General features: G+C 69.6%; 17 protein-coding genes and 2 pseudogenes. 6 read left to right on the forward strand and 13 right to left on the reverse strand.

Going from position 1 to position 23,730, the window contains the following annotated elements:
* Positions 1-98: 98 nt before the first annotated feature.
* From QUE33_RS07460 to QUE33_RS07475, 4 genes are read right to left on the reverse strand one after another with little or no spacing between them, the layout of a single operon-like run.
* Complete coding sequence (locus tag QUE33_RS07460; protein WP_286302853.1) at positions 99-758, reverse strand: O-methyltransferase; 660 nt, start codon at positions 756-758, stop codon at positions 99-101.
* Positions 759-806: 48 nt separating this feature from the next.
* Complete coding sequence (locus tag QUE33_RS07465) at positions 807-1,751, reverse strand: CPBP family intramembrane glutamic endopeptidase (RefSeq protein ID WP_286302854.1); 945 nt, start codon at positions 1,749-1,751, stop codon at positions 807-809.
* Between the two features lie 44 nt (positions 1,752-1,795).
* Positions 1,796-2,821, reverse strand: coding sequence for a DUF1648 domain-containing protein (locus QUE33_RS07470; protein WP_286302855.1), 1,026 nt, complete (start codon positions 2,819-2,821; stop codon positions 1,796-1,798).
* Positions 2,818-3,168: a GntR family transcriptional regulator gene (locus QUE33_RS07475; protein ID WP_286302856.1), complete on the reverse strand. Its 351-nt coding sequence runs from the start codon at positions 3,166-3,168 to the stop codon at positions 2,818-2,820. The genes QUE33_RS07470 and QUE33_RS07475 overlap by 4 nt, the downstream gene beginning before the upstream one ends.
* 93 nt (positions 3,169-3,261) lie before the next feature.
* Between QUE33_RS07475 and QUE33_RS07480 the strand changes: the two genes are divergently transcribed.
* Positions 3,262-3,735, forward strand: coding sequence for a PaaI family thioesterase (locus QUE33_RS07480; RefSeq protein ID WP_286302857.1), 474 nt, complete (start codon positions 3,262-3,264; stop codon positions 3,733-3,735).
* Positions 3,736-3,874: 139 nt separating this feature from the next.
* Here QUE33_RS07480 and QUE33_RS07485 read toward each other — a convergent pair whose 3' ends face one another.
* A complete protein-coding gene (locus QUE33_RS07485; RefSeq protein WP_286303105.1) occupies positions 3,875-5,140 on the reverse strand; it encodes a histidine--tRNA ligase in 1,266 nt (421 codons plus the stop codon).
* A 98-nt stretch (positions 5,141-5,238) separates the two neighbouring features.
* Here QUE33_RS07485 and QUE33_RS07490 point away from each other — a divergent pair, with 98 nt between their 5' ends.
* On the forward strand, positions 5,239-5,721 hold the full coding sequence (locus QUE33_RS07490; RefSeq protein WP_286302859.1) for a DUF2087 domain-containing protein: 483 nt from the start codon (positions 5,239-5,241) through the stop codon (positions 5,719-5,721).
* 64 nt (positions 5,722-5,785) lie between these two features.
* Here the strand turns inward: QUE33_RS07490 and QUE33_RS07495 are convergent, their stop codons facing one another.
* Both QUE33_RS07495 and QUE33_RS07500 read right to left on the reverse strand, forming a co-directional pair.
* The gene (locus QUE33_RS07495; RefSeq protein WP_286303107.1) at positions 5,786-6,397 is read right to left on the reverse strand and encodes a nucleoside triphosphate pyrophosphohydrolase; all 612 of its coding nucleotides are present in this window, start codon (positions 6,395-6,397) and stop codon (positions 5,786-5,788) included.
* Between the two features lie 64 nt (positions 6,398-6,461).
* Complete coding sequence (locus QUE33_RS07500) at positions 6,462-7,640, reverse strand: Na+/H+ antiporter NhaA (protein WP_286302860.1); 1,179 nt, start codon at positions 7,638-7,640, stop codon at positions 6,462-6,464.
* Between the two features lie 95 nt (positions 7,641-7,735).
* Between QUE33_RS07500 and QUE33_RS07505 the strand changes: the two are divergent.
* Together QUE33_RS07505 and gdhA are read left to right on the forward strand one after the other, a co-directional pair.
* Positions 7,736-10,401: pseudogene (locus QUE33_RS07505) on the forward strand (phosphoenolpyruvate carboxylase).
* Between the two features lie 169 nt (positions 10,402-10,570).
* Complete coding sequence (gene gdhA / locus QUE33_RS07510; RefSeq protein WP_378761931.1) at positions 10,571-11,887, forward strand: NADP-specific glutamate dehydrogenase; 1,317 nt, start codon at positions 10,571-10,573, stop codon at positions 11,885-11,887.
* A 106-nt stretch (positions 11,888-11,993) separates the two neighbouring features.
* On the opposite strand, the gene QUE33_RS07515 is transcribed toward gdhA, so the two are convergent.
* Genes QUE33_RS07515 through QUE33_RS07525 form a run of 3 tightly spaced genes read right to left on the reverse strand, consistent with a single transcriptional unit; the run spans position 11,994 to position 15,259 of the window.
* Entirely contained in the window at positions 11,994-12,590 is a 597-nt protein-coding gene (locus tag QUE33_RS07515; RefSeq protein WP_286302862.1) for a gamma carbonic anhydrase family protein, read from the reverse strand.
* A 26-nt stretch (positions 12,591-12,616) separates the two neighbouring features.
* Positions 12,617-13,654, reverse strand: coding sequence for a cytochrome d ubiquinol oxidase subunit II (gene cydB / locus QUE33_RS07520; protein ID WP_286302864.1), 1,038 nt, complete (start codon positions 13,652-13,654; stop codon positions 12,617-12,619).
* A 27-nt stretch (positions 13,655-13,681) separates the two neighbouring features.
* Positions 13,682-15,259 (reverse strand): cytochrome ubiquinol oxidase subunit I, encoded by a 1,578-nt coding sequence (locus QUE33_RS07525; RefSeq protein WP_286302866.1) that lies wholly within the window; start codon positions 15,257-15,259, stop codon positions 13,682-13,684.
* 140 nt (positions 15,260-15,399) lie between these two features.
* Here QUE33_RS07525 and QUE33_RS07530 point away from each other — a divergent pair, with 140 nt between their 5' ends.
* Positions 15,400-15,756 (forward strand): BlaI/MecI/CopY family transcriptional regulator, encoded by a 357-nt coding sequence (locus QUE33_RS07530; protein WP_286302868.1) that lies wholly within the window; start codon positions 15,400-15,402, stop codon positions 15,754-15,756.
* 1 nt (position 15,757) lies between these two features.
* Here QUE33_RS07530 and QUE33_RS07535 read toward each other — a convergent pair whose 3' ends face one another.
* Positions 15,758-15,928: a hypothetical protein gene (locus tag QUE33_RS07535; protein WP_286302869.1), complete on the reverse strand. Its 171-nt coding sequence runs from the start codon at positions 15,926-15,928 to the stop codon at positions 15,758-15,760.
* A 12-nt stretch (positions 15,929-15,940) separates the two neighbouring features.
* Here QUE33_RS07535 and QUE33_RS07540 point away from each other — a divergent pair, with 12 nt between their 5' ends.
* Positions 15,941-16,573, forward strand: coding sequence for a M56 family metallopeptidase (locus QUE33_RS07540; RefSeq protein ID WP_286302870.1), 633 nt, complete (start codon positions 15,941-15,943; stop codon positions 16,571-16,573).
* A gap of 1 nt (position 16,574) precedes the next feature.
* On the opposite strand, the gene cydC is transcribed toward QUE33_RS07540, so the two are convergent.
* Positions 16,575-19,994, reverse strand: coding sequence for a thiol reductant ABC exporter subunit CydC (cydC, locus tag QUE33_RS07545; protein ID WP_286302871.1), 3,420 nt, complete (start codon positions 19,992-19,994; stop codon positions 16,575-16,577).
* 119 nt (positions 19,995-20,113) lie between these two features.
* A pseudogene (mfd, locus tag QUE33_RS07550) lies at positions 20,114-23,670 on the reverse strand (transcription-repair coupling factor).
* Positions 23,671-23,730 lie beyond the last annotated feature (60 nt).

Below are 23,730 nucleotides of genomic sequence, written 5' to 3' on the forward strand. Positions count from 1 at the left end.
CCTTTTCAGGGAGGGAAGGGTGGTGTGGAGCGACGTCGATCCGCCGTTCAGTCTAGTCATGCGGCATCCGGCGGCTGAAGGGATGTCGGCGCGCGGCGTCACACCACCACGGCGATGGCGAAGCCGTCCCAGCCTTTGACCCCTACGGTCTGCAGGGCGGTGGCATCGAAGCGAGGGTCCTCTCCCAGCATCCGAAGTCCGTCCCTGGTGCCGATCACGCGCGGGTCGGTCGTGGCGTCGTTCGCGATCTCGCCCTCACGGCCGATGTTGTCGACGACCACCACCGTGCCCGGGTGTCCGAGCTTCGCCGCCCAGTCCAGGTAGATCGTGTTCGACTCCTTGTCGGCATCGATGAAGACCAGGTCGAACCCGCCGACCAGGGTGGGCAGCACATCCGCGCCACGGCCCACGCGGATGTCCACCCGCTCCCCCAGGCCCGCCGCCTCGATGCTCGCTCGTGCGACGGCGGCGTGAGCGGCCTCGGCCTCGATCGTCACGACGCGACCCTGATCGCCGACGGCGCGAGCCATCCAGATCGTCGAGTACCCGCCCAGCGTCCCGATCTCGAGCACTCGGCGTGCTCCGGAGATGCGCACCAGCAGGTTCAGCAGCTTCCCGGCGACCGGAGCCACCTCGATCTCCGGCAGTCCGGCATCGTGCTGCGCGGCGAGCACGGCCTCCAGCTGCGGGTCGCGCCCGACGAGAGTGTCGGCGAGGAAGTCGTCTGCGGCGCGCCACGCGCGTGGTGTGGAGTCCATGGCTTCACTCAACCCCGGCACCGGCGGCCGGTCAAGGGGCTACGAGGGTCAGGATGCCGCAGGGCCGGGCTGCGCGGGCGTGCGCGGCTCCGCGAGCGCGGGCTGCTTCCGGAACTGGCCGGTCAGCAGCAGGATCACGATCACGACGGCGCCGACGATCCAGCCTGAGACGCCCAGTCCGTAGCCGAGCGCGGGGTCGAAGTTCGTCCCTGCCGCGATGAAGATGACGGGCATCCCCATCGCCGCGTTCATCGCACCGTGCGCGAAGACGGCCGGCCACATCGATCCGCTGCGCAGTCGCAGCCAGCCCAGCAGCACGCCCCAGACGATGCATCCACCGGTCATCAGCAGCACGCCGGTGATGTCGGTGCGGGCGAAGTTGTAGCCGAGCAGGATGACCGGCGCGTGCCACAGACCCCAGATCGCGCCGCTGATCAGCAGGGCGGGCCAGGTGCCGTACTGACGCAGCGCGGGGACGAGGAATCCTCGCCAGCCGACCTCTTCACCGAACGCGGCGAGGGCGTTGATCGTGACGGCGGCGAACGGGATCGCGATGAGCTGTCCGGCCACGAGCAGTCCGGCAGGCGGCAGCTCCGTCCCGGCGGGAAGCAGCCCCTCCAGCGACTGCTGGAAGCCGGACAGACCGGCGAAGTCGGCCTGGAACCAGCCCAGCGCGGCAGCCAGCAGCATCGCGACGACGATCACGGCGACGGCCCCGAACAGTCCGATCACGCTCATCCAGATCACTCGCCTGGCAGGACGCAATGGCCACATTCCCAGGAACCTCAGCCGCTGCCCCTTCGGCACGGGCCTGAGAGCGAGCATGACGATGAGCACCGCGGCGGCGGGCGTGTACATCATCACCGGCAGCAGCAGGGCGGCGCCCGGCGTCGCCAGCCCGTCCCCCAGCCACAGCGGCAGGGCGATGAGCCAGGCGAGCGCGAACGCCAGCACGACGTAGACGATGGTGGCGAGCGGTCGGATGCGGATCATGAGCGTCTCCTCCGGTTGTCAGTCGATTCAGTCGTGTGTGGATCTCAGCCATGTCGGGTGTGAGCGCGCAGCGTATCGAGGGTGGCCGCTGCGGCGGATGCGCCGTCGACGGTGACGACGAAGACCCGGCCGTCGGTCCGCGTGACCTGCAGTGCTTCTCCGGCGCGCAGCACCACACCCCGGCGCCCGTCCAGTGCGAGGCGCCACCCCCAGCCGCCGAACTCGCGGAACGGGTCGAGCTGCACGGTCTCGACCTTCTCGATGCGATCCAGGGGGATGCGACTGTTCGGCCACCCCAGCAGGGAGCGCACGCGCAGACCCTCTCCGTTCACTCGCACCCGGAACACGACCATGGTCCCGATGAGCACCGCCATCACCGCGGTCACGATCAGGAGAATCCATGAGCCGTCCTCACCCGCCGCGAGGAAGAACACGGTCATGGCCGCCAGCAGCGTGAGCGCCGAGATGAGCACGATCACCCCGCTGCGCGCCATCGTCGCCGTGCCGAACCAGGCCGCGCGCTCCGTGGTGGCCAGCGGGATGCTGCCCGCCGGAGCAGGCTGCTCCGCCTCGGTCTCGGGACTCCGCGGCTGCAGGAACCAGCCGAGCGCAGTGAGCACCGCCATCAGGACGAAGCCGATCAGGGTCGGGATGCCGATGCCGGGCGCGTCTGCGGCATCCGACAGTCCGCGCTGGATCCAGGCGCCGGCGACTGCGATGGTCGCGATCAAGGCACCCAAACCCAGGTTGAGCGCTCCCATGAACCGGGCTGTCGGCGACCACGGGCCGACGGCCGGTCTCACGCTGCTCTGCGGCAGACGGTGCGCCACCATCGCGAACACGGCGGTCAGGACGACCACCGCGACGCCGATTCCGAGCCCCAGGGCGATATACGCCCACTTCGGCGCGTAGCCGTTGACGCCCTCCTCACCCCAGTGGATGGCCATCGGGTCGGGCAGCTCGGGCATCCAGGCGACGATCACGACGGCGGCCGCGACGAGAAGCGCCAGCGGCGCGATCAGCCCCACCCGAAGGAAGGCGGTGCGGGAGCGGCGGACGTCTGGGTTCATGGCGTGGTGTCCTTCACGAGAGAGGCGAGGGTGGCGGGGCTGACACCGAGGGCTGACGCACGGGCGACGAGCGCATGGATGTCGTGCGCGAGGTCGACCAGCGGACCGGCGGATGCCGAGATCACCGCTCCCCTGCCGCGACGCAGGTCGACCAGGCCCTCGTCGCGCAGCTGCTGATAGGCACGCAGCACGGTGTGCACGTTGATGTCGAGTGCGGTGGCCACCTCGCGGGCGGGCGGCAGGCGGTCGCCGGGGATGAGATGGCCGGTCAGGATGTCGGAGCGCACGGAGGCCGCGACCTGGTCGAAGATCGCAGTGGCGCTGTCGCCGTCGATCCTGATGAGCATGTCACCTCCGCTAGTTATAGATCAACTATAACAAGTTGTGGGACTTCTTCAATCGGTTTCGTCTCGACGGATGCCGTCGATCACACTGACGGCATGAAGATCACCCCACGCCGGCTGGCGATCGGAATGAGCCTGTGGGCTCCGAACCTGTTCAGCGGCATCCGCGTGCGACGGTTCAGCGACGACTGGACGCATGCGACGGTCGAACTGCACGTGAACCTCATCACCCGCAACTACGTGAAGACCGCGTTCGGCGGTTCGATGTCGGCGATGACCGACCCGTACTTCTTCATGCTGGTCATGCATCAGCTCGGTCGCGACTACGTCGTGTGGGACACCCGCGGCGAGATCGAGTTCGTCAAGCCGGGCCGGGGCGTGCTGACCGCGGAGTTCTCGGTGCCGAAGACGCGCGCGCAGGAGCTGCGCGAGCGCGCACGCGGCGGCGTCAAGGTCCTGGAGTGGTTCGAGACCGTGATCACGGATGCCGACGGCGACGTCGTAGCGCGCGTGCGGCGCGAGGTGTACGTGCGAGAGAAGAAGCGCGTCACCGCCGCGCGCACCGAGTGACGACCCCGATCGCTCACGCCGGCGGATTGGCCGGGATGCCGGTGTCGCGATGCGAATAGCGGGCCGACACGCCAGATGCAGGACGTTTTTCGCGAATCGATCCGACATCTGGCGTGTCGGCCCCCGAAGTGCAACCCGCTCAGGACAGCGGCTTGACCTCGATCGAGCCCGACTCCTGGCCCGCACGCACGGAGGAGAAGCCGGTGTAGCCGTCGGCCGCCGAGCGCTCCAGCAGCGCCTTCAGGTTCTTCGGGCGGCGCTCCACGCGCACCCTCGCCACGGCACCGTCCCGCAGCAGCGCTGCCTTGTGCGCGAGCAGCTCAGTGACGGGGACATCCGCGTCGTGCACGAGCACCACGGCCTGCGCAGCATCCGTCTCCTGCTCGGCGACCAGATCGACGATGCGCTCGAAGCCGATCGAGAACCCGACCGCAGGCACCTGCTGGCCCAGGAACCGGCCGATCATGCCGTCATAGCGGCCGCCGCCACCCAGGGAATAGCCGACCGAGGGGTGCGCGAGCTCGAAGATCGTGCCCGTGTAGTAGCCCATGCCGCGCACCAGGAACGGGTCGTACTGCAGGGGCGGCTCCCCGGCATCCGGTCGGGCGGCGACGACGGCGTCCCCCAGACCGACCAGGTGGGCGACGATGTCATCGGGCGCACCCGCAGGCAGTGCCTTGCGGATCTGCCGTTCTCCGTATGCGTTGTACTCCAGAGTCTGCGGGCGCGTCAGGAAAGCCTCGAACGCGTCGACGGCAGATGCCGTGACCCCTCGCTCGCGCAGCTCGGCGGCCACGCCGTCGGGGCCGATCTTGTCGAGCTTGTCGATCGTGATCAGCACGCCGGGGCGCTCCTGCTCGGTGAACCCGAAGGAGTCCAGCATCCACTCCAGTGCGCGCCGATCATTGACGCGCACGATGCCGCCGGAGAGCCCGAGTGCATCGATGGTGTCGAGCGACGCGACGATCAGCTCGGCCTCGGCGCGCGCACTCTCGTCGCCGATGATGTCGATGTCGCACTGCACGAACTGGCGGTAGCGGCCCTTCTGCGGACGCTCGGCACGCCAGACCGGGCCGATCTGGATCGCCCGGAACACCGTCGGAAGGTGCCCGCGGTTGGTCGCGTAGAACCGGGCGAGCGGCACGGTCAGGTCGTAGCGCAGGCCGAGATCACTGAGAGCGGCCGGATCGTCGGCTGCGGCGCGGATGGCATCGGCATCCATACCGCGACGAAGGATGCTGTACGAGAGCTTCTCGTTGTCCCCGCCGATGCCGGCGTGCAGGCGGCCGTGCTCCTCGACGACGGGTGTCTCGATCTCGTCGAAGCCGTGGGCGCGGTAGCGCTCGCGGATGACGGCGAGCACGCGCTCGCGGCGGACCTTGTCAGCGGGGAGGAAGTCGCGCATTCCGCGCGGCGGGTTCACAGTTGCCACCCCTCCATCTTCCCAGGTCGCAACGTGCGCCGCGGAGTTTCGGTCAGGCCTCGGCTGGCATAGTGGAGGACATGCCCGAGAAAGACGTGCGCCCGATCATCGCGGCGCTCGCGAACCCCGTGGCGCGGGAGGCGTTCGCGCGGGTCGTACTGGGCACCGCATCCGACTCTCCCGCTCGTCGCGAAGAGCGCGCACTCGACCAGCTCGCGTCTGCAGGTCTGATCACAGCGACCGAGGGCGGCTGGACCGTCGACGAGACGCACCTCCGCTCACTTCTGCAGCAGGGCGCGAAGCGCCGGCCGAAGGACGGGCCCGAGCGGTTCCTCACTGCCGGGCGCATCGATCGCTACCCGTCACAGCACGGCGAGCGCGACGCCTTCCTGCGATTCCTCGCACCTCGGGTGATCGGCGCGGACGAAACGCTCAGCGAGACCGCGCTCGGTGCGCGGCTCGAAGCGCTCACCGCAGATATCGCCCTCCTGCGCCGGATGCTCGTCGACCACGGCATCCTGGATCGCGATCCCGCCGGCACGCAGTACCGGCTCGCCGGCTGACCGGTTTCGAATCGCGCAAATTGCGGCTGCGAGCCCTGATTCACGACAATTTGCGCGATATGAATCAGCCGACCTCGGCGGCGCGGACGTCGGCTTCGATCCGGCGGAGACGCTCGCGGAGGGCGCGCTCGGCATCCCACCCCTGGGCGCGTGCCTGAGCGACGAGCGCAAGCAGAGCATCGCCGAGTTCGGCTTCGGATGCCGGCCCCTCGACGGGCTCAGGGACCGGTTCCGCAGGCCGATCCCCCAGGATCTTCACGGCTCGGCCCAGCACCTTCTGCGCGCGGGCGAGCGCGGGCATCCCCGCCGGCACGCCATCGAGCACGCTGCGGCGCTCACGCTTCTCTGCGGCCTTCGCCGCGTTCCAGTGCACGAGTACCTCCTCCGGCGTCGTCGCGACGGCATCCCCGAACACGTGCGGATGCCGGCGCACCATCTTCTCGGTCAGCCCACGCGCCACATCGTCGATGTCGAAGGGATCGTCCGGATGCTGCGCGGCGACGGCGGAATGGAACAGCACCTGCCAGAGCAGGTCGCCGAGCTCCTCGCGCAGCTCCGCACGATCGCCGGTCTCGACGGCGTCGATCACCTCGTGCGACTCCTCGATGAGATACGGCACCAGGTCACGGTGCGTGATCCGCTGCGACCACACGCAGCGCTCGCGCACCTGTCGCATCGTCTCGGCCGCCGCGCGCAGCGGGTCGGGGACGTCCTGCAGCGGATCGGTCACACCACCCTCCTCAGGCGGCCTTCGCCAGCATCCGATAATGCCGTGCGCGCATCGAGACGAATGCGCCCGACAGTGCCAGTGCGATCAGCGAGCCGCCGAGCACGCCGAGGATCGCCTCGTCGCGCACCGCCGAGTCGCCCGCGAAGGCGAGATTGGCCAGCAGCAGCGAAACGGTGAACCCGATGCCGCCGAGCACGCCCGCCGCGAGGACGTCGGGCAGCACCAGGGCGGCAGCGGTGCCTCGCGGCCGCAGCTGCAGGCTCAGCCATCCGAACAGCGTGATTCCGATGATCTTCCCGACGGGAAGGGCGATCAGGATCGCCCAGAACGCCGGCGACAGCTCGGAGGGCGCCACGTGCGGGATCACGACGAATGCCGCCACGAAGGCGAACACGGGCAGGATCGCGCCGTTCACTGTGGGCTCCAGCCCGTGCCGCGTCTTCTCAGCGGGCGCGGGCGACATGAACAGGCCCAGCAGCACGCCGGCGATGGTGGCATGGATGCCCGAGACTGCCATGAGCCCCCAGGCGATCACGCCGATGACGCCCATCAGCACCGCGAGCATCGCCGAGCCGCTCTTGGCCAGCACGCGACTCAGCACAGCGAACACCGTCACGGCGACCACGGCCAGGGCGAAGTTCAGCCAGTTCACGTCGTGTGCGAACAGCACCGCGATGAAGACGATGCCGATGATGTCGTCGAGGATCGCCAGCGCCAGCAGGAACACCCGCACGGCTGCCGGCAGCCCCTTGCCGAACATGGCCAGCACGCCGAGGGCGAAGGCGATGTCGGTCGCGGTGGGGATCGGCCAGCCGACCGCGGTCAAAGTGCCCGAGGGCGAGGACGGCCCGGCGATCAGCAGGTAGATGAGGATCGGCACCAGCACACCGCCGCCGGCCGCGATCGCCGGCTGCACGGCCTTGTGCAGTGAGTTCAGCTCGCCGTGCGTCAGCTCGTACCGCAGCTCGATCGCGACGACGAGGAAGAAGATCGCGAGCAGCCCGTCGGCCACCCACTCGTGCACCGACAGATCCAGGGCGGTGCCGGGGATGGCGATGTGCGCGTCGAGGACGGCCGCGATCGCGTCGTGGGTCGGCAGGTTCGCGAACAGCAGGCCGATGGCCGCCGCGGCGAGCAGGAGGCCTGCGGGGAACTGCTGCCCTCTGAGGGGATTGGCCGAGATGCGCATTGCGTCCATCGTAGGTCGTCGCGGCAGGACACCTCCAGAACTGCAGGCCGTCACGATGTGAAAGCCGATTGCGGCCGCCGGTTAGTCTCGAAAGTATGACCCTCGAGCCGACCAATACCGAAGCCATCCGCGTCATCACCCGCTTCGAGGCGTCCAACGGCATTCCCGAGAGCATGCGCGCGGATGTGCGCATGCTCGGCGGTCTGCTCGGCCAGGTGCTGCGGGAATCGGGCTCGCCGGGCCTGTTCGAAGACGTCGAGCGGCTGCGTCTGGCGACGATCCAGGCGGCGGATGCCGATGATGGGGCGTTCACGCGTGCCGCGTCGATCGCGGATTCCTTCACGATCGAACGGGCCGATGAGGTGGCGCGGGCGTTCACGTGCTATTTCCACCTGGTGAATCTCGCCGAGGAGCACCAGCGGGTGCGGGTGCTGCGCGAGCGGGCCGGCAAGCCCGGACGCGAGGACTCCACAGACACCATCGCCACCGCCTACGCGCAGCTGCGTCGCGAGGTGGGCGACGACGAGGCACGCGAGCGTCTGGCCGAGCTGCGCTTCCACCCCGTCTTCACCGCACACCCGACCGAGGCGCGTCGTCGAGCGGTCTCCAGCAGCATCCGCCGTCTGGCCGACCTGCTCACCCAGCACGACGCGGCGAGCGCGGGCGGTGCGGAGCAGAAGCGGGCGCACCGACGGATGCTGGAGGAGATCGACACGCTGTGGCGCACCGCTCCGCTGCGCGCACAGAAGCCGTCGCCCACCGACGAGGTGCGCACGGTGATGAGCGTGTTCGACGAGACGCTGTTCACCACCGTCCCGCATGTGTACCGGCGGATCGACGACGCACTCCGTGGCGAGGAGTCGGGCAACGGCGCCCCCTCGTCCCGGCCTTCGTGCGAGTGGGTTCCTGGGTGGGCGGCGACCGCGACGGCAATCCGTTCGTGACCGCGGAAGTCACCCGTGAGGCGGCCGAGATCGCGGCCGATCACGTGCTGCGGGGCCTGGAGCGCTCGATCGAACGGATCGGGCGCACGCTCACCCTGGATGCCGAGGACACGCCGCCCAGCGCGGCCGTCGTCGAGCTCTGGACGCGCTTCGAGGGCGCCGAGCCCGAGCTCGCGGCCGAGATCGCCAAGCGCTCACCCGATGAACCTCATCGTCGAGTCGCGCTCTCGCTCGGGCACCGTGTGCACGCGACGAGGATCGGAGCGGCCGATGCCTACGGCTCACCCGAAGAGCTGCTCGCCGACCTGCGTGCACTGCAGACCTCGCTGGCGGATGCCGGTGCCACCCGGCACGCGTTCGGCGGCATCCAGCACCTGATCTGGCAGGTGGAGACCTATGGGTTCCACCTGACCGAGCTCGAGGTGCGCCAGCACTCCCAGGTGCACGCCGAGGCGCTGGCCGAGCTGGATGCCGGTGGTGAGCTCAGCGAGCGCACGCAGGAGGTGCTGGAGGTGTTCCGCGCCGTCGCGGACATCCAGCGCCGCTACGGGAAGCGCGCCGCCGGCCGCTACGTCGTCTCTTTCACCCGCTCAGCTGAGGACCTGGCCGCCGTCTACCGGCTGGCAGAATATGCGCTGGGCGCGGACGCCCCCACGCTCGACGTGGTCCCGCTGTTCGAGACCTTCGCCGACCTACAGGCGGCGCCAGGCATCCTCGCCGAGGTCGTGCAGACGGCCCCGTTCCGCGCGCGCCTGGAAGCCACCGGGAACCGGCTGGAGGTCATGCTCGGCTACTCCGACTCGTCCAAGGACGTCGGGCCCGTCGCCGCCACGCTCGCGCTGTACGACGCGCAGCGCGACATCGCGCAGTGGGCGGTGGATGCCGGTATCCGTCTCACTCTCTTCCACGGCCGTGGCGGTGCGCTCGGCCGTGGCGGCGGACCCGCCAACTCCGCGATCCTCGCTCAGCCGCCGCACTCGGTGGAAGGCCGCTTCAAGCTCACCGAGCAGGGCGAGGTGATCTTCGCCCGCTACGGTGAGCCTGCGATCGCCATGCGGCACATCGACCAGGTCGCAGCCGCCACGCTGCTGGCGTCCTCCCCCACGGTCGAGCAGCGCACCAGCGGTGCCGCCGAGCGCTTCGCATCGATCGCACGCGTCATGGATGTCGCCTCGCGCGAGCGGTTCTTCTCCCTGGTCGGCGCCGACGGCTTCGCCCCGTGGTTCGCGACCGTCACGCCGATGGAGGAGATCGGCCTGCTCGCTCTCGGCTCCCGGCCGGCGCGGCGCGGCCTGTCCGTCGAGTCGCTGGAGGATCTCCGCGCCATCCCTTGGGTGTTTGCGTGGACGCAGGCGCGCATCAACCTGGCCGGCTGGTTCGGGCTGGGATCGGCGCTGGAGGCGGTAGGCGACGAGCAGACGCTGCGCGAGGCGTACCGCGAGTGGCCGCTGCTGCACACGATGATCGACAACGTCGCGATGAGCCTGGCGAAGACCGACGAGCGCATCGCTCGCGAATACCTGGCCCTCGGCGACCGCGACGACCTCGCGCAGATCGTGCTCGAGGAGCTGCGACTGACGCGTGACTGGGTCATCCGGCTCACCGACGGCGACAGGCTGCTGCAGAACAAGCCGATCCTGCAGCGGGCCGTGCAGCTGCGCACCCCGTATGTCGACGCGCTCTCGCTGCTGCAACTGCGGGCGCTGCGCGCCCTGCGCACCTCTGCGACGACCGAACCCGTGCAGACCCCCGATCTGCAACGCCTGCTGCTGCTCTCGGTCAGCGGTGTCGCCGCAGGTCTGCAGAACACCGGGTGACACGAGTAGTAGGGCCCCCTAGTGATCGTTGTAAGGTGAAAACTCAGCCTGATCCGGCGAAGCATCATGCGACACGATCGCTCGCATCCCCCCATCCATCTTTGAGAAAGCTTCCCGCGTGACCGATACCACTGCCGATTTCCACCCGCTCAGCACTGCCGCACAGCCCATCTTCGACACTGTGCGCGCGCTCAACCCGAACGAGCCGGAGTTCCACCAGGCGGTTCATGAAGTGCTGCACTCCATCGGCCCGGTCCTCGAGCGCCACCCCGAGTACGTCGAGAACGGCGTGCTCGAGCGACTGGTCGAGCCCGAACGGCAGATCATCTTCCGTGTGCCGTGGATCGACGACTCGGGCCGGCTGCAGGTGAACCGTGGCTACCGTGTGCAGTACAACTCCGCTCTCGGCCCGTACAAGGGCGGCCTGCGCTTCCACCCCTCGGTGAACATCTCCATCATCAAGTTCCTCGGCTTCGAGCAGATCTTCAAGAACGCGCTCACCGGCCAGGGCATCGGCGGTGGCAAGGGCGGCTCGAACTTCGACCCGCACGGCAAGAGCGAGGCCGAGGTGATGCGCTTCTGCCAGTCGTTCATGAACGAGCTGTACCGCCACATCGGTGAGCACACCGACGTGCCTGCGGGCGACATCGGCGTGGGTGGGCGCGAGATCGGCTACATGTTCGGCATGTACCGCAAGATCACGAACCGCCACGAATCCGGCATCCTCACCGGCAAGGGCATCGGCTGGGGCGGTGCGCAGGTGCGCACCGAGGCGACCGGCTACGGCGCGGTGTTCTTCGTGCAGGAGATGCTGGCCGTGCACGGCGAGACCCTCGAGGGCAAGCGGGTCGCGGTGTCCGGCTCCGGCAACGTCGCCATCTACGCGATCGAGAAGGCCACCCAGCTCGGCGCCCGCGCCGTGACGGCATCCGATTCCTCCGGGTACATCATCGACGACTCCGGCATCGATCTGAGTCTGCTGCGCCAGATCAAGGAGGTCGAGCGCGGCCGCATCGTCGAGTACGCGAACCGTCGCCCCGGCGCCCGTTTCGTCGAGGGTGGCAACGTCTGGGAGGTTCCGGTCGACATCGCCGTGCCCTCCGCCACGCAGAACGAGCTGAACCTCGAATCGGCCGAGATGCTCATCGCCAATGGCGTGCGCGCGGTCGCCGAGGGCGCCAACATGCCCTCCACTCCCGAGGCCGTGGGCGCGTTCCAGGACTCCGAGGTGCTGTTCGCACCGGGTAAGGCGGCGAACGCAGGCGGCGTGGCGACCTCGGCGCTGGAGATGAGCCAGAACGCCTCGCGTCAGCGCTGGAACTTCGCGAACAGCGAGCAGAAGCTGCGCGACATCATGGCCGACATCCACGATGCGTCGTTCCGCGCCGCTGAGCGCTACGGCACTCCCGGCGACTATGTCGCTGGCGCGAACATCGCCGGCTTCGAGCGCGTCGCCGACGCGATGCTCGCCCAGGGCGTGATCTGACCTTCGCCGAGACCCCTCACCATCGCCGAGACCCCTCCTGAATCACCGGAATCAGGAGGGGTTTCGGCGCGCTGGAGGGGTTTCGGCGGATGGTGGGGTGGATGCCTCAGACCTGGCGGTCGTGGGCGTGGCGGGCCAGGGAACTGGCGTAGCGCTCGGTGAGCTGCACCATCAGGTCGGGGGTGTCTCGGTCCACCCCGAAGACGTGGCCGGGGAAGTCGAGCTCGGGCATGGCCTCGGCGATCTCCTCGGCCTGGTCGGGCGAGAACATCCGCACCGGATCCCCCGCGGCGATCCAGCCGATCGGCACGACGGTGCCCTCAGGAAGAACGGCCCTGCGCTGCACGATCGCATTGACGCGGATCTCGCAGTGCGGCCCCACCAGCGCGCCGTTGAACACCCGGGCACCGGATGCGAAGAACACCTCGTCACCCACGGTGGCCCCGGCGATGCTCGCAAGCGTGCCGACGAGCGTGTGATCGCCGATGCGCACCGCGTTGGCCGCGGTCGCGCGGATGAGCGCGTTCTCCATCACGATGACATGCTCGCCCAGGACGATCGGCCCACCCTCGGCGGTGATCACGGCGCCGTGCAGCACCTGGCAGTTCGGGCCGATCTCCACATCGCCCGAGATCACAGCGGTCGGCGCCACGACGGCGGTGTCGTGGATGCGGGGCCGAGCCCCGAGGTGCTCGTACATCATGCGGCCAGACTAGCCGTCCGCCGGGCTCAGCGGGCGCGCAGCACCGCCGGCAGCACGATGTGCACCTCGGGGATCATGCCCGGAGTCACGCGCTTGCGGAAGATCCAGTAGCTCCAGGCCTGGTAGAGCAGGATCACCGGCAGCGACAGCCCCGCGACCACCGTCATCACGCCCAGCGTGTACGGACCGTTGGCCGCATTCCACACGGTCAGATCGAAAGCAGCATCCACCGTCGAGGGCAGCACCAGCGGGAACATCCCGGTGAAGATCGCTGCGGCGCCGAACAGCCCGAAACCGGCATACCCAGTGAAGGCGATGCCCTCACGGCGTGCGCGTGCGGCGAACCAGCCCACCGCCACTGCGACCACGGCCAGCGCGATGAGCACCCACGCCACCACGCTCCCGCCGTGCTCGAGCTGCACCCAGATCGCCCACACCGCCGCCGGCGCGAGGCACACTGGGGCCCAGCGCGCGGCGAAGCGCCCCGCCCGATCCCGCACCGGACCGTCGGCCTTGAGCCCGAGGAAGGTCGCCCCGTGCACCAGTGCGAAGCCGACCACGGCGAGCCCGCCCAGCACGGCCGGCAGGGTCAGCCAGACGAACGGCCCGCCGACGCGGTCGCCGTTGGCATCGATCGGAAGTCCGGTCGAGGTCAGCGCCAGCGCCGCCCCGATGCAGAAGGCGGCGATCAGCGAACCGAGCCCGATCATCCACGTCCACACGGTGCGCCAGCGCTCGGTGTGGATCTTGCCGCGGTACTCGATGCCGACGGCCCGCACGATCAGCCCGACCAGCGTGATCGTCAGCGGGACGTACAGGGTGGAGAACAGCGCGGCGTACCACGCGGGGAAGGCCGCGAACATCGCCGCTCCTGCGGTGATCAGCCACACCTCGTTGCCGTCCCAGACGGGGCCGATGGTGTTCAGCATGACCCGGCGATCGCGCTCGGACCGGGTGGAGAACACCATGTGCATGCCGACTCCGAGATCGAAGCCCTCCAGCAGCAGGTATCCGATCCAGAGCACGGCGATGGCGATGAACCAGACGACGGGAAGCGGTTCCATTTTCGTTGTTCCTCTCGAATCGGCCGGTCAGTAGGCGAACGCGAGCACGTCGTCGCGGTGGCCGTCAGGATGGTCGTCGGTGTCGTCGGATGCCGAGAGCTCAGGCATGGATGCCGCCACTCCCCCGCGCACGTACTTCACCAGCAGGTACAGCTCGATCACGAGCATCACCCCGTACACGACGCTGAGGGTGATCACCGAGAACAGCACTTCTCCGGCGGTGACCCCGGGCGAGACCGCGGCGGCGGTGAACATGAACACGCCGTCCACGCCGGTGGCGTCGGGGTTGGGCGCCACGACGAAGGGCTGCCTTCCGAGTTCGGTGAAGATCCAGCCGGCGATGTTCGCCGCGAACGGGGCGATGATGCCCAGCAGCGCCAGGCGCATGATCCACGGAGATCGGGGCACGGTGCCCTTGCGGGTCAGCCACAGCGCGACGACACCGCCGAAGGCGACCACGCCGCCCAGGCCGATCATCAGCCGGAAGCCCCAGTACGTCACCCACATCACCGGCACGTACTTCACGTCGGTGCCGGCCCGCTCGCCGTACAGCGCGTCGTCGGGGATCGTCTTGCCGTACTGGTCGACGTACTGCGGCTCCAGGTCACGGATGCCGGGCATGTCGGCGCCCCATTCGCCCGTGCCGAGGAACCCCAGGGCGCCGGGGATCTCGATCAGGGTGACGACGTCGGCGCAGTCCGTCGAGCCGGGGTCTCCCAGCGAGAGCACCGAGAACGAGGAGCCGGTATGGCAGGCGGCTTCCGCGGCCGCCATCTTCATGGGCTGCTGCTCGTACATGAGCTTGCCCTGAATGTCTCCGGATGCCACGGTCCCTGCGAACGCGAGGATTGCGACGACGGCGCCGAACCGCAGCGACCAGATCCACACGCCGTGGTCGGTGCGGTCGCGCCCGGGCGCGGCATCCGTCTGCCCGACGATGACCCGACCGGCGTCGTCGACTGAGTCGATGCCGTCATGGCGGCGGCGCCAGAGGTGGTACCAGGAGATGCCGAGCAGGAACATACCCGCCACGACCAGCGCGCCGAGGATGGTGTGACTGTAGGCGGCGAGCGCAGTGCTGTTGGTGAGCACCGCCCAGACGTCGGTCATCACAGGTCGTCCGTCGGCGCCGAGTTCGACACCGACCGGATGCTGCATCCAGGAGTTGGCGGCGATGATGAAGAACGCCGAGATCCACGAGCCGATCACGGCGCACCACAGCGCCGCCAGGTGCAGACCCTTGCGCAGGCGCCCCCAGCCGAAGATCCAGATGCCGAGGAAGGTCGACTCGACGAAGAACGCCAGCAGTCCCTCCATCGCGAGCGGCGCTCCGAAGACGTCGCCGACGAAGCGGGAGTACTCGCTCCATGCCATGCCGAACTGGAACTCCTGAACCAGACCGGTGGCGACGCCGATGATGAAGTTGATCAGATAGACCTTGCCCCAGAACTTCGTCATGCGCAGGAACTTCTCATCCCCAGTGCGCACCCAGCGGGTCTGCATGATTGCCACGCACATGCCCAGTCCCAGGGTGAGGGGCACCATCAGGAAGTGGTACACCGTCACGATGCCGAACTGCCATCTGGCGATGTCGAGCACGTCCATGCGGTTCTCCTTCTCGGTCCGGATGCCGGCGACCGGCGCCTCTTGAATTCTACGCTACGTAGAACTTCTTCGACACACAATAGAACACTTTCTACGAGGGGTAGAATCACTGTGACGGATTCGATCGACGGGAGGCGACGATGACAACGCTCGGAGAGCTGGAGCGCGCGGTGATGGAGGCGCTCTGGGATGCCGACGGCTCCCGCAGCGCCTATGACGTGCAGCACCGCCTTGAGGCCGAGGGCCGTTCTCTCGCCGTCACGACGCTGCTCACCGTGCTGTCCCGGCTGGAGAAGAAGGGCTTCGTCTCCTCCGATCGCTCGGCGCGCCCGCACCAGTACACGGCGGTCTCCTCGCGCGCCGATCACGTGGCCGAGCTGATGCACACCGTCCTCGGCGATGCCGGTGACCGCACCGCGGTACTCGAGCGCTTCGTCGGCGGGGTGTCGAACGAAGACGCCGCGATCCTGCGCCGACTGCTCGGGCACTCCGACTAGGTCACCCCATGCTGGTGTCCGAGGCCGATGCGGCGCTGACCGGCGCGCTGGTGATCCCGCATGGCGTGGTCATCGCCGCCGCCGGCGTGCTGGGTGCCGTCGCCATCGCGCTCGCCTGGCCCGTTCCCGTCGCGCTCTCAAGGGCGTCCTGGCCCATGCGCACGCCGATCATGGCGCTGCTCCTGTGGCAGGCGGTCGGTCTCGCCGGCGGCTTCTCGATGATCGGCGCGCTCGCTCTGGCCGGTTTCGCGGCACTGCCCGCGCACCCTGGCTCGCGCTCATCCCCGCCGCCGGTTTCACGCTCTACCTGCTCACACACCTCGCGATCACGATCGTGCAGGTCACGCGGCTGCGCCACCGCCATCTCGCCCTGCTCGAGATGCTCACCTCTCCGCATCCGACCCGCGCCCGCACCCGGGTGATCGACGATGCCGTGCCGGTCGCGTACTGCCTGCCGCGCGGCGCCCGGTCGGTCACGGTGCTGTCGCAGGGGCTGCTCGACCGGCTCGATCCCGATGAGCTGGTCGCGGTGATCGCCCACGAACGCGCACACGTCGAGCAGCGACACGACCTGCTGCTGCTGGCGTTCCGCGCATGGCGCTCGGCACTCCCCTGGTTCCCGACCGCGGCGCGTGCCGAAGTCGAGGTCGCGGCGCTGGTCGAGATGCTCGCCGACGACCACGCTCGCCGTGAGGTGCACGACAAGGTGCTGGCGCGCGCGATCCTGCAGGTGGGTGCCAGTGGCGTCCCCGGCGCCGATCAGCCGGTGTCGGGATCGACGCGCGTCAGCGACCGGTTCCGCCGCCTCGCCGGCTGACTCAGCGCAGCGCTGGCGCCGGCCGCAGGGGAGCCGGGATGCCACCGGTCAGCCGCACGACCGTGTCATCGCCGCGAAGGTCGGCGCGCCGGTGCGTGACCAGCACGACGATCCGATCGGCCCCCGCGGTGCGGAGATCCGCCATCATCGCCGCAGCGGTGGGCTCATCCAGGTGCGCGGTCGGCTCATCGAGCAGGATGACATCGGCGCGGGTGAGCAGGGCCCGGGCGACCGCCAGACGCTGGCGCTCCCCGCCCGACAGGGCTGAGCCCCCGGCGCCGACGCGCGTGTCCAGCCCCTCGGCGAGGGTGTTCAGCAGGGCGCCCAGCCCGGCTCGATTCAGCGCATCCCGCATGGCCACATCGTCCGGTGCGTCGCCGCGTGAGCGCGCCAGCATGAGGTTCCCGCGCAGCGTCGAATCGAACACGTAGGCGTCTTGCGGGCACCAGGCCACGCGGTCGCGCCACGCACGTTCGTCGAGAGCGGTCAACGGCACGTCATCGGCGAGGACGGCACCGGACGCCAATGGCAGGGCACCCATGATGGCCGAGAGCAGCGTCGACTTCCCCGATCCGGAGGGCCCGTCGAGCACGAGCCAGCGGCCGCGCGACGTCGCGCCCGAGACACCGCTGACCGCGGGTTCCGCGGTCCCCGGATAGCGGATGGTCACATCGTCGAGGGCGAGCCGCTGCGTGGCATCCGGATTCCGCTCGCCCCACCCGGCGGCAGGAGCGGGCTGCAGGATCGGGTCGAGGCGGTCCAGCAGCGCACGCAGCGCCGGCATCCGCTGAGCCGACGAGACGAGCGCTGCGAGCGGCTCGAGCACGGCAAGGGCGAGCAGCGCGATGACCGAGGCGGATGCCGCGGGACTGTCCGCCGAGAGCAACGGCACGAGCACGGCCAGCAGGGTGGTCGCCGCGGTGACGATCGCGGTGCCGAGGCCCGCCGACCAGGCGGCGCGCCGCTCGGCGTCGGCGAGCCGGTCGGCGTGGACGTCGAGCTCATTCAGGGCGGAGTCCGTCACGCCGTTGCCGCGCAGGTCGGCGGACGCGGATGCCAGCGCCGAGGTGCCGCGGACGATCGCCGAGCGTGCCACGACGCGCTCCGATCCGGCGCCACGCTCACTGCGGATGGCGAGCAGCACTGCCGAGCCGGTCGCGACGATCAGCATTGCCGCGACGAGAAGCGTGAGGTGCGGTGTGACCAGAGCCGTGGTCGTGATGGTGCCGGCGATCACCAGGACGCCCGCCCCGATCGGAGGAACGATGCGCGGCAGCTGATCGCGCAGATCGTCAGCCAGCGTCACGAGGTAGTCCAGGGGCGCACCGCCCTCGAGCAGACGGCGCGATCCGGCGCCGCGGGCGGCGATGGACCGCCACAGACACAGGCGCAGCGCGTCGACGACCTGGAATGCAGCACGGTGGGTGACCAGCCGTTCGGCGTAGCGGGCCGCAGCGCGCCCGATGCCGAAGGCGCGCACGCCGACGATGGCGACGAGCAGATACATGATGTACTCCTCGACACCGGCACGTACGATGAGCCAGCCCGAGACCGCGGTGAGTGCGGCGGCCAGCCCGGCCGCCAGTGCGCCGAGCCCGATCGATGCCGCCCACAATCGTGGGTGCAGGAGCAGCAGCGAGGCGAGAGTGAGGCGACGGATGCCGCGCTGCGGCCGCCCGGATCGCTCGGGCACGCCTGCCGGCAGTCCGGGCGCGACCACCGGCGCTGAGGCTGCCTGCGTCGGCTGTTCACCGGGCCCGGGCGCCGGCAGCGCGACGTGCCCCGCGGAAGCGCCCGTGAGCGGCGCCGGGCCGGGCCGAGCCACGGCGGGTTCGGTCTGCACGGGCACGCACCGATCGGCGAGGGCCAGAGTCTCGGCCTCATGACTGGCGAAGACGATCGTGCAGGACTCCGCGCGACGGAGCACGGCATCGCGCACCCGCTGCGCGGCGATCGGGTCCAGATGCGCGGTCGGCTCGTCCAGCACCAGCAGCCGTGCGCCGGCATCCACCCGCGCCAGGGCGCGCGCGACGGCGAGCCGCCGCAGCTCCCCCGGGCTGAGCTCGGCGACCGCGGCGTCGGCGAGCGTCGCCAGCCCCAGCTCGTCGAGCGCGGAAAGGTCACCGCCGTACATGGCCAGCTCGGCACGGGGCGTCGCCGCGAAGGCGCGCGGCGCCTGCGGGGCCCAGGCGACGGCATCCGGGTCGATGCCACGGATCTCGCCGGCGATCTCGGCATCCGCCGGCAGCACGCCCGCGAGTGCCGCCAGCAGAGTCGATTTGCCTGCACCGCTCGGGCCGGTGATCGCGGTGATGCCGTGCAGCTGCGCGCTGAGGTCTGCGAGCGCGGCCGAATCTCGTCCGGCGTACTGCACGCGCAGTCGCGCGATGCTCACCGTCCCGGCCGCGTCGCCGCGCACATCGGGCTTCGCCGGCTCCGCGAGCAGTGCCTCCGTGCGATCGAGAGCCGAAACCCCGTCCTGCGAGGCGTGGAAGGCGGCGCCGACATCGCGCAGCGCCTGGAAGCACTCCGGTGCCAGGATCAGGGCGATCAGCGCCGGTTCGAGGTCCATCGTGCGGTCGAGCAGACGCAGCCCCAGCACGACGGCGACGACGGCGACCGAGAGCGTGGCGATCAGCTCCAGTGCGAGCGAGGAGAGGAACGCCCAGCGCAGGGTCTCCTCGGTGCGTCGCCGGTAACGACTCTGGATGTCATCGAGTGCCCGGGTCTGCTCGTCCACGCGCCCGAGTCCGACCAGCACAGGAAGGCCACGGGCGAGCTCGGTGAGGTGGTCGGCCAGGCGGGTGAGCGCGGTGAGCGCCGCGTCGGTGCGCTGCTGGGTGTGCTTGCCGATGAGGATCATGAACAGCGGCACCAGCGGAACGGTGAGCACGATGACGAGAGCGCTCAGCCAGTCGGCGCCGAGGATGCGGATGCCGACCACCAGCGGCACGACGGCGGTGCCGACCAGGGCCGGCAGGGTCTGCACGTAGTAGTCGTCGAGGTCGTCGAGCCCGTCGGCGGCCAGCACGGCGATGCCGCCACCCTCGCCGCCTCCCTGCGCGATCCGCCGCCAGAGCCGGCCGCGCAGGTCGCGCTTGACGATCGTCGCGATACGTCGCGCGACGACGGATGCCGCCCACTCCCCGCCGGTGCGCAGCAGCAGCCCGAGGATGCCGCACAGCAGGATGACCCGGGTCGCCCCCGGGGTCAGGCCTTCGCCTGCGAGAGCGGCGATGCCGCGCGCGACGGCCTCGGCGATGAGCACGAGTCCGACGGCTCGGGATGCCGCCAGCACGCCCAGCAGGTACACCGAGCGCTTCGGCGCCGGGCCGAGGCCCGGCCTGCGGAATCCCGGTGCGTGCCGTGCGCGCTCGGCCTCGGCGACCCACGGGTCGTTCGGTATCGGTGCAGCGCTCACCCTTGAATTCTACAGCTCGTAGAACTCGAAATTGTTCGCCGGCCCGACACCCTGCCTTCACCCCTGCGGATAACACCGGGCCCCGTCGCTGTAGGTGAGATCGGCGGCGAACGGTCGGCTCAGGCCTGCGCGTCGACCTTCGCCGACTCGGGGAACATCGCGGTGAACAGGTTGCCGACCCACTCGATCAGATCCGCATCGACCGGCATCGGCACGACCAGCGCCTCTCCCCGCCCAGCAGCTTCGCCTTGGGATACAGCCGCTGCAGCCGCACCTTCATGGAGTCCTCGAAGCGGGCCGGGGCGATGCGCAGGTTCGATCCCATCGCCACGACATCCGTCAACCCTGCACGCGCCGCCCGGCGGCGCAGCCGTGCGACCGTCACCAGCGTCTGAACCTCGTCCGGAAGCGCACCGTAGCGGTCGACGAGCTCTTCGGCGACCAGGTCGATGGCATCCTCGGCAGCCGCCACCGTGGCTGCGGACGACAGCTTCTGGTAGGCCTCCAGCCGCAGCCGTTCACTGTCGATGTAGTCCTCGGGGATGCGTGCCTCCACCGGCAGCTCGAGCCGCAGCTCGACATCCGACGACGTCTCGTCGCCGCGGAAGGTCGCCACGGCCTCGCCGATCATGCGCAGATACAGGTCGAAGCCGACGCCCGCGATATGCCCGGCCTGCTCCGCGCCGAGCATGTTGCCCGCACCGCGCAGCTCCAGGTCCTTCAGCGCGACCTGCGTGCCCGACCCCAGCTCGTTGTTCACCGCGATGGTCTGCAGCCGATCCGCGGCAGTCTCACTGAGCGGCTTGGAGTCGTCGTAGAGGAAGTACGCGTAGGCGCGCTCGCGGCCGCGACCCACCCGCCCTCGCAGCTGGTGCAGCTGCGAGAGGCCGTACTTGTCGGCCCTGTCGATGATGATCGTGTTGGCGTTGGAGATGTCCAGCCCGGTCTCGACGATCGTGGTCGAGACGAGCACGTCGTACTTGCGCTCCCAGAAGTCGTCGACGACCTGCTCGAGCTGGTGCTCGCCCATTCGGCCGTGCGCCACGGCGATGCGTGCCTCGGGCACGAGCTCGGCCAGCTCACTGGCCACGCGCTGGATCGACTGCACCCGGTTGTGCACGAAGAACACCTGTCCTTCGCGCAGGATCTCGCGTCGGATGGCAGCGGCCATCTGCTTGTCGCTGCGCGGGCCGACGAAGGTGAGGATCGGATGCCGGTCCTCCGGCGGCGTCTGCAGCGTCGACATCTCGCGGATGCCGGTAACCGCCATCTCCAGCGTGCGCGGAATCGGGGTGGCACTCATGGCGAGGATGTCGACGTTGGTCTTCATCTTCTTGAGCTTGTCCTTGTGTTCGACCCCGAACCGCTGCTCCTCGTCGATGATCATCAGACCCAGATCCTTGAAGATCACCTGATCGGTGAGGATGCGGTGCGTGCCGATGACCATGTCGACCGAGCCGTCGAGCAGCCCCTGCAAGGTGAGCCGGGCCTCTTTGTCGGTCTGGAAGCGCGAAAGCGCCCGCACCTGCACGGGGAACCCGGCGAAGCGCTCGGTGAACGTCTCCATGTGCTGTTTGACGAGCAGCGTGGTCGGCACGAGCATGGCGACCTGCTTGCCGTCCTGGATCGCCTTGAACGCCGCCCGCACGGCGACCTCGGTCTTGCCGAAGCCGACGTCGCCCGAGAGCAGCCGATCCATCGGCACCGGCCGCTCCATGTCGGCCTTGATCTCGTCGATCGTCTGCAGCTGATCCTGGGTCTCGGCGAACGGGAACGCCTCCTCCAGCTCACGCTGCCAGGGCGTGTCCGGGCCGAACGCATGTCCCTTCGCGTTCATCCGCGCCGAATACAGCTTCACCAGCTCGACCGCGATGTCGCGCACCGCCCTGCGCGCCTTGCCCTTGGCGGCCGACCAGTCGCCGCCGCCCATCTTCGAGAGCACGGGCGCCTCGCCGCCGACATACTTCGAGAGCAGGTCGAGCTGATCTGTGGGCACGTACAGCTTGTCGCCCGGGTAACCGCGCTTGGACGGCGCGTATTCCAGCACCAGGTACTCGCGAGTGGTCTTGACGGCGTTGCGTCCGCCGGAGGACACCTCGCGCTTGGTCATCTCCACGAACCGGCCGATGCCGTGCGTGGTGTGCACCACGTAGTCACCCTGCTTGAGCTGCAGCGGGTCGACGACGTTGCGCCGCCGCGAGGCGAGCTTGCGCACCGCCCGCTGATCGCCGCCGATCGTGCGCCCGTAGAACTCACTGTCGGTGAGCACGGCGAGCTTCGCCTCGGGCACCTGGAAGCCGGACTCCACCGAGCCCCTCACCAGGCTGGCCACACCGCCCTCCGGCGGGTCTACGAGGTCGTCCAGCACGCGGGCGGCGAGTCCGCGGTCGCTGAGCACGTCGCGAGCACGCTCGACCAGCCCCTGGCCGGAGGCGATCACCACGACGCGCCAGGCTTCACGCAGACGTTCTTCGATGAAGGAGATCGCGCCGTCGACGTTGCCGTGGAAGGACGGGATGATCGAGGAGTCGATGTTCTCGGCATCCGTGTCGTCGACGGCGAACGGACTCAGCCGCCACCAGACGCCCTCGCGCTCACGGATGACCTCACGCAGGCGCGCGATGGAGACGAAGTCTCCGGCGTCCAGCCCGGCATCGCGTCCTGTCGACGCGTCGATGGGTGCCGCGGCACCGGCGGTCGCGGCGCTCCACGCCGCCTCCAGGAACTCCCGATTGGTCTCGCCGAGGTTCTGCGCGCGGGCCGACGCCCGCTCGGGGTCGACGATGGCTGCGGCCGATCCGGTCGGCAGGTACTCCGCAAGGGTCACCAGCGGACCGGCGACGATGGGCAGCAGCGACTCCATCCCCTCCACGGGGATGCCCTCGGCCATCTTCTCGAGCATCCCGGAGATCGCCGGGAACCGTCCGATCAGCCCTGCCGCACGCTCACGCACATCGGCGGTGAGCAGCAGTTCGCGGCTGGCCGGCAGCTCGACGGATGCCACATCGCCGGGCAGCGAGCGCTGATCGGCGACGGAGAAGGCCCGGATCTGGTCGATCTCGTCGCCGAAGAACTCCACCCGTGCAGGGTGGTCGGCCGTGGGCGGGAAGACGTCGAGGATCCCTCCGCGCACGGCGAACTCGCCGCGGCGCGAGACCATGTCCACGCGCGAGTAGGCGCGCTCGACGAGCTGCTCCACGACCTGCTCGAGCTCCAGCCCCCGAGAGCCGACGCGCAGCTGCAGCGGCACCGCATCGCCGAGATTCGCGGCCACCGGCTGCAGTGCGGCACGCACCGAGGCGACGACCACCAGCGGCTTCTCCCCGGTCCAGGTGGCGATGCGGCGCAGCGCCGCCAGCCGCTGCCCGACCGTGTCAGGACTGGGGCTCAGCCGCTCGTGCGGCAGAGTCTCCCAGGCGGGGAAGGTGAGGATCTCGGCATCCGCCAGATAGTCGGCCAGTGCCGCCGCGACCGATTCCGCGCGCCGCCCGGTGGGAGTGACGACCAGCACGGATGCCGGCAGCCCCTCCTGCGCACGCTTGCGCAGCAGCCCGGCGATGATCGGCGCATCCAGCCCGTCCACCGCCGAGATCTCGGCATCCGTCTTCGCCCAGGTGAGGGCGTCACGGTACAGGTTCGCCTCTTCCAAGGCGCGCAGAATCCCCGGAACAGTCACCGGAGAAGTCTACGGGCCCGGCGCGTGGGCTGTCGCCGTGATCAGCGCGTCCGGATGCGC

It is taken from the genome of Microbacterium suwonense (assembly GCF_030296555.1).
GTDB classification, from domain to species: domain Bacteria; phylum Actinomycetota; class Actinomycetes; order Actinomycetales; family Microbacteriaceae; genus Microbacterium; species Microbacterium suwonense.

Excerpts from the sequence above, each read along its gene's own strand:
- QUE33_RS07460 (WP_286302853.1), bottom strand. The coding sequence starts at position 758 with ATGGACTCCACACCACGCGCGTGGCGCGCCGCAGACGACTTCCTCGCC.
- QUE33_RS07465 (WP_286302854.1), bottom strand. The coding sequence starts at position 1,751 with ATGATCCGCATCCGACCGCTCGCCACCATCGTCTACGTCGTGCTGGCG.
- QUE33_RS07470 (WP_286302855.1), bottom strand. The coding sequence starts at position 2,821 with ATGAACCCAGACGTCCGCCGCTCCCGCACCGCCTTCCTTCGGGTGGGG.
- QUE33_RS07475 (WP_286302856.1), bottom strand. The coding sequence starts at position 3,168 with ATGCTCATCAGGATCGACGGCGACAGCGCCACTGCGATCTTCGACCAG.
- QUE33_RS07480 (WP_286302857.1), top strand. The coding sequence starts at position 3,262 with ATGAAGATCACCCCACGCCGGCTGGCGATCGGAATGAGCCTGTGGGCT.
- QUE33_RS07485 (WP_286303105.1), bottom strand. The coding sequence starts at position 5,140 with ATGCGCGACTTCCTCCCCGCTGACAAGGTCCGCCGCGAGCGCGTGCTC.
- QUE33_RS07490 (WP_286302859.1), top strand. The coding sequence starts at position 5,239 with ATGCCCGAGAAAGACGTGCGCCCGATCATCGCGGCGCTCGCGAACCCC.
- QUE33_RS07495 (WP_286303107.1), bottom strand. The coding sequence starts at position 6,397 with ATGCGACAGGTGCGCGAGCGCTGCGTGTGGTCGCAGCGGATCACGCAC.
- QUE33_RS07500 (WP_286302860.1), bottom strand. The coding sequence starts at position 7,640 with ATGCGCATCTCGGCCAATCCCCTCAGAGGGCAGCAGTTCCCCGCAGGC.
- QUE33_RS07515 (WP_286302862.1), bottom strand. The coding sequence starts at position 12,590 with ATGATGTACGAGCACCTCGGGGCTCGGCCCCGCATCCACGACACCGCC.
- cydB (WP_286302864.1), bottom strand. The coding sequence starts at position 13,654 with ATGGAACCGCTTCCCGTCGTCTGGTTCATCGCCATCGCCGTGCTCTGG.
- QUE33_RS07525 (WP_286302866.1), bottom strand. The coding sequence starts at position 15,259 with ATGGACGTGCTCGACATCGCCAGATGGCAGTTCGGCATCGTGACGGTG.
- QUE33_RS07530 (WP_286302868.1), top strand. The coding sequence starts at position 15,400 with ATGACAACGCTCGGAGAGCTGGAGCGCGCGGTGATGGAGGCGCTCTGG.
- QUE33_RS07535 (WP_286302869.1), bottom strand. The coding sequence starts at position 15,928 with ATGATCGGCGTGCGCATGGGCCAGGACGCCCTTGAGAGCGCGACGGGA.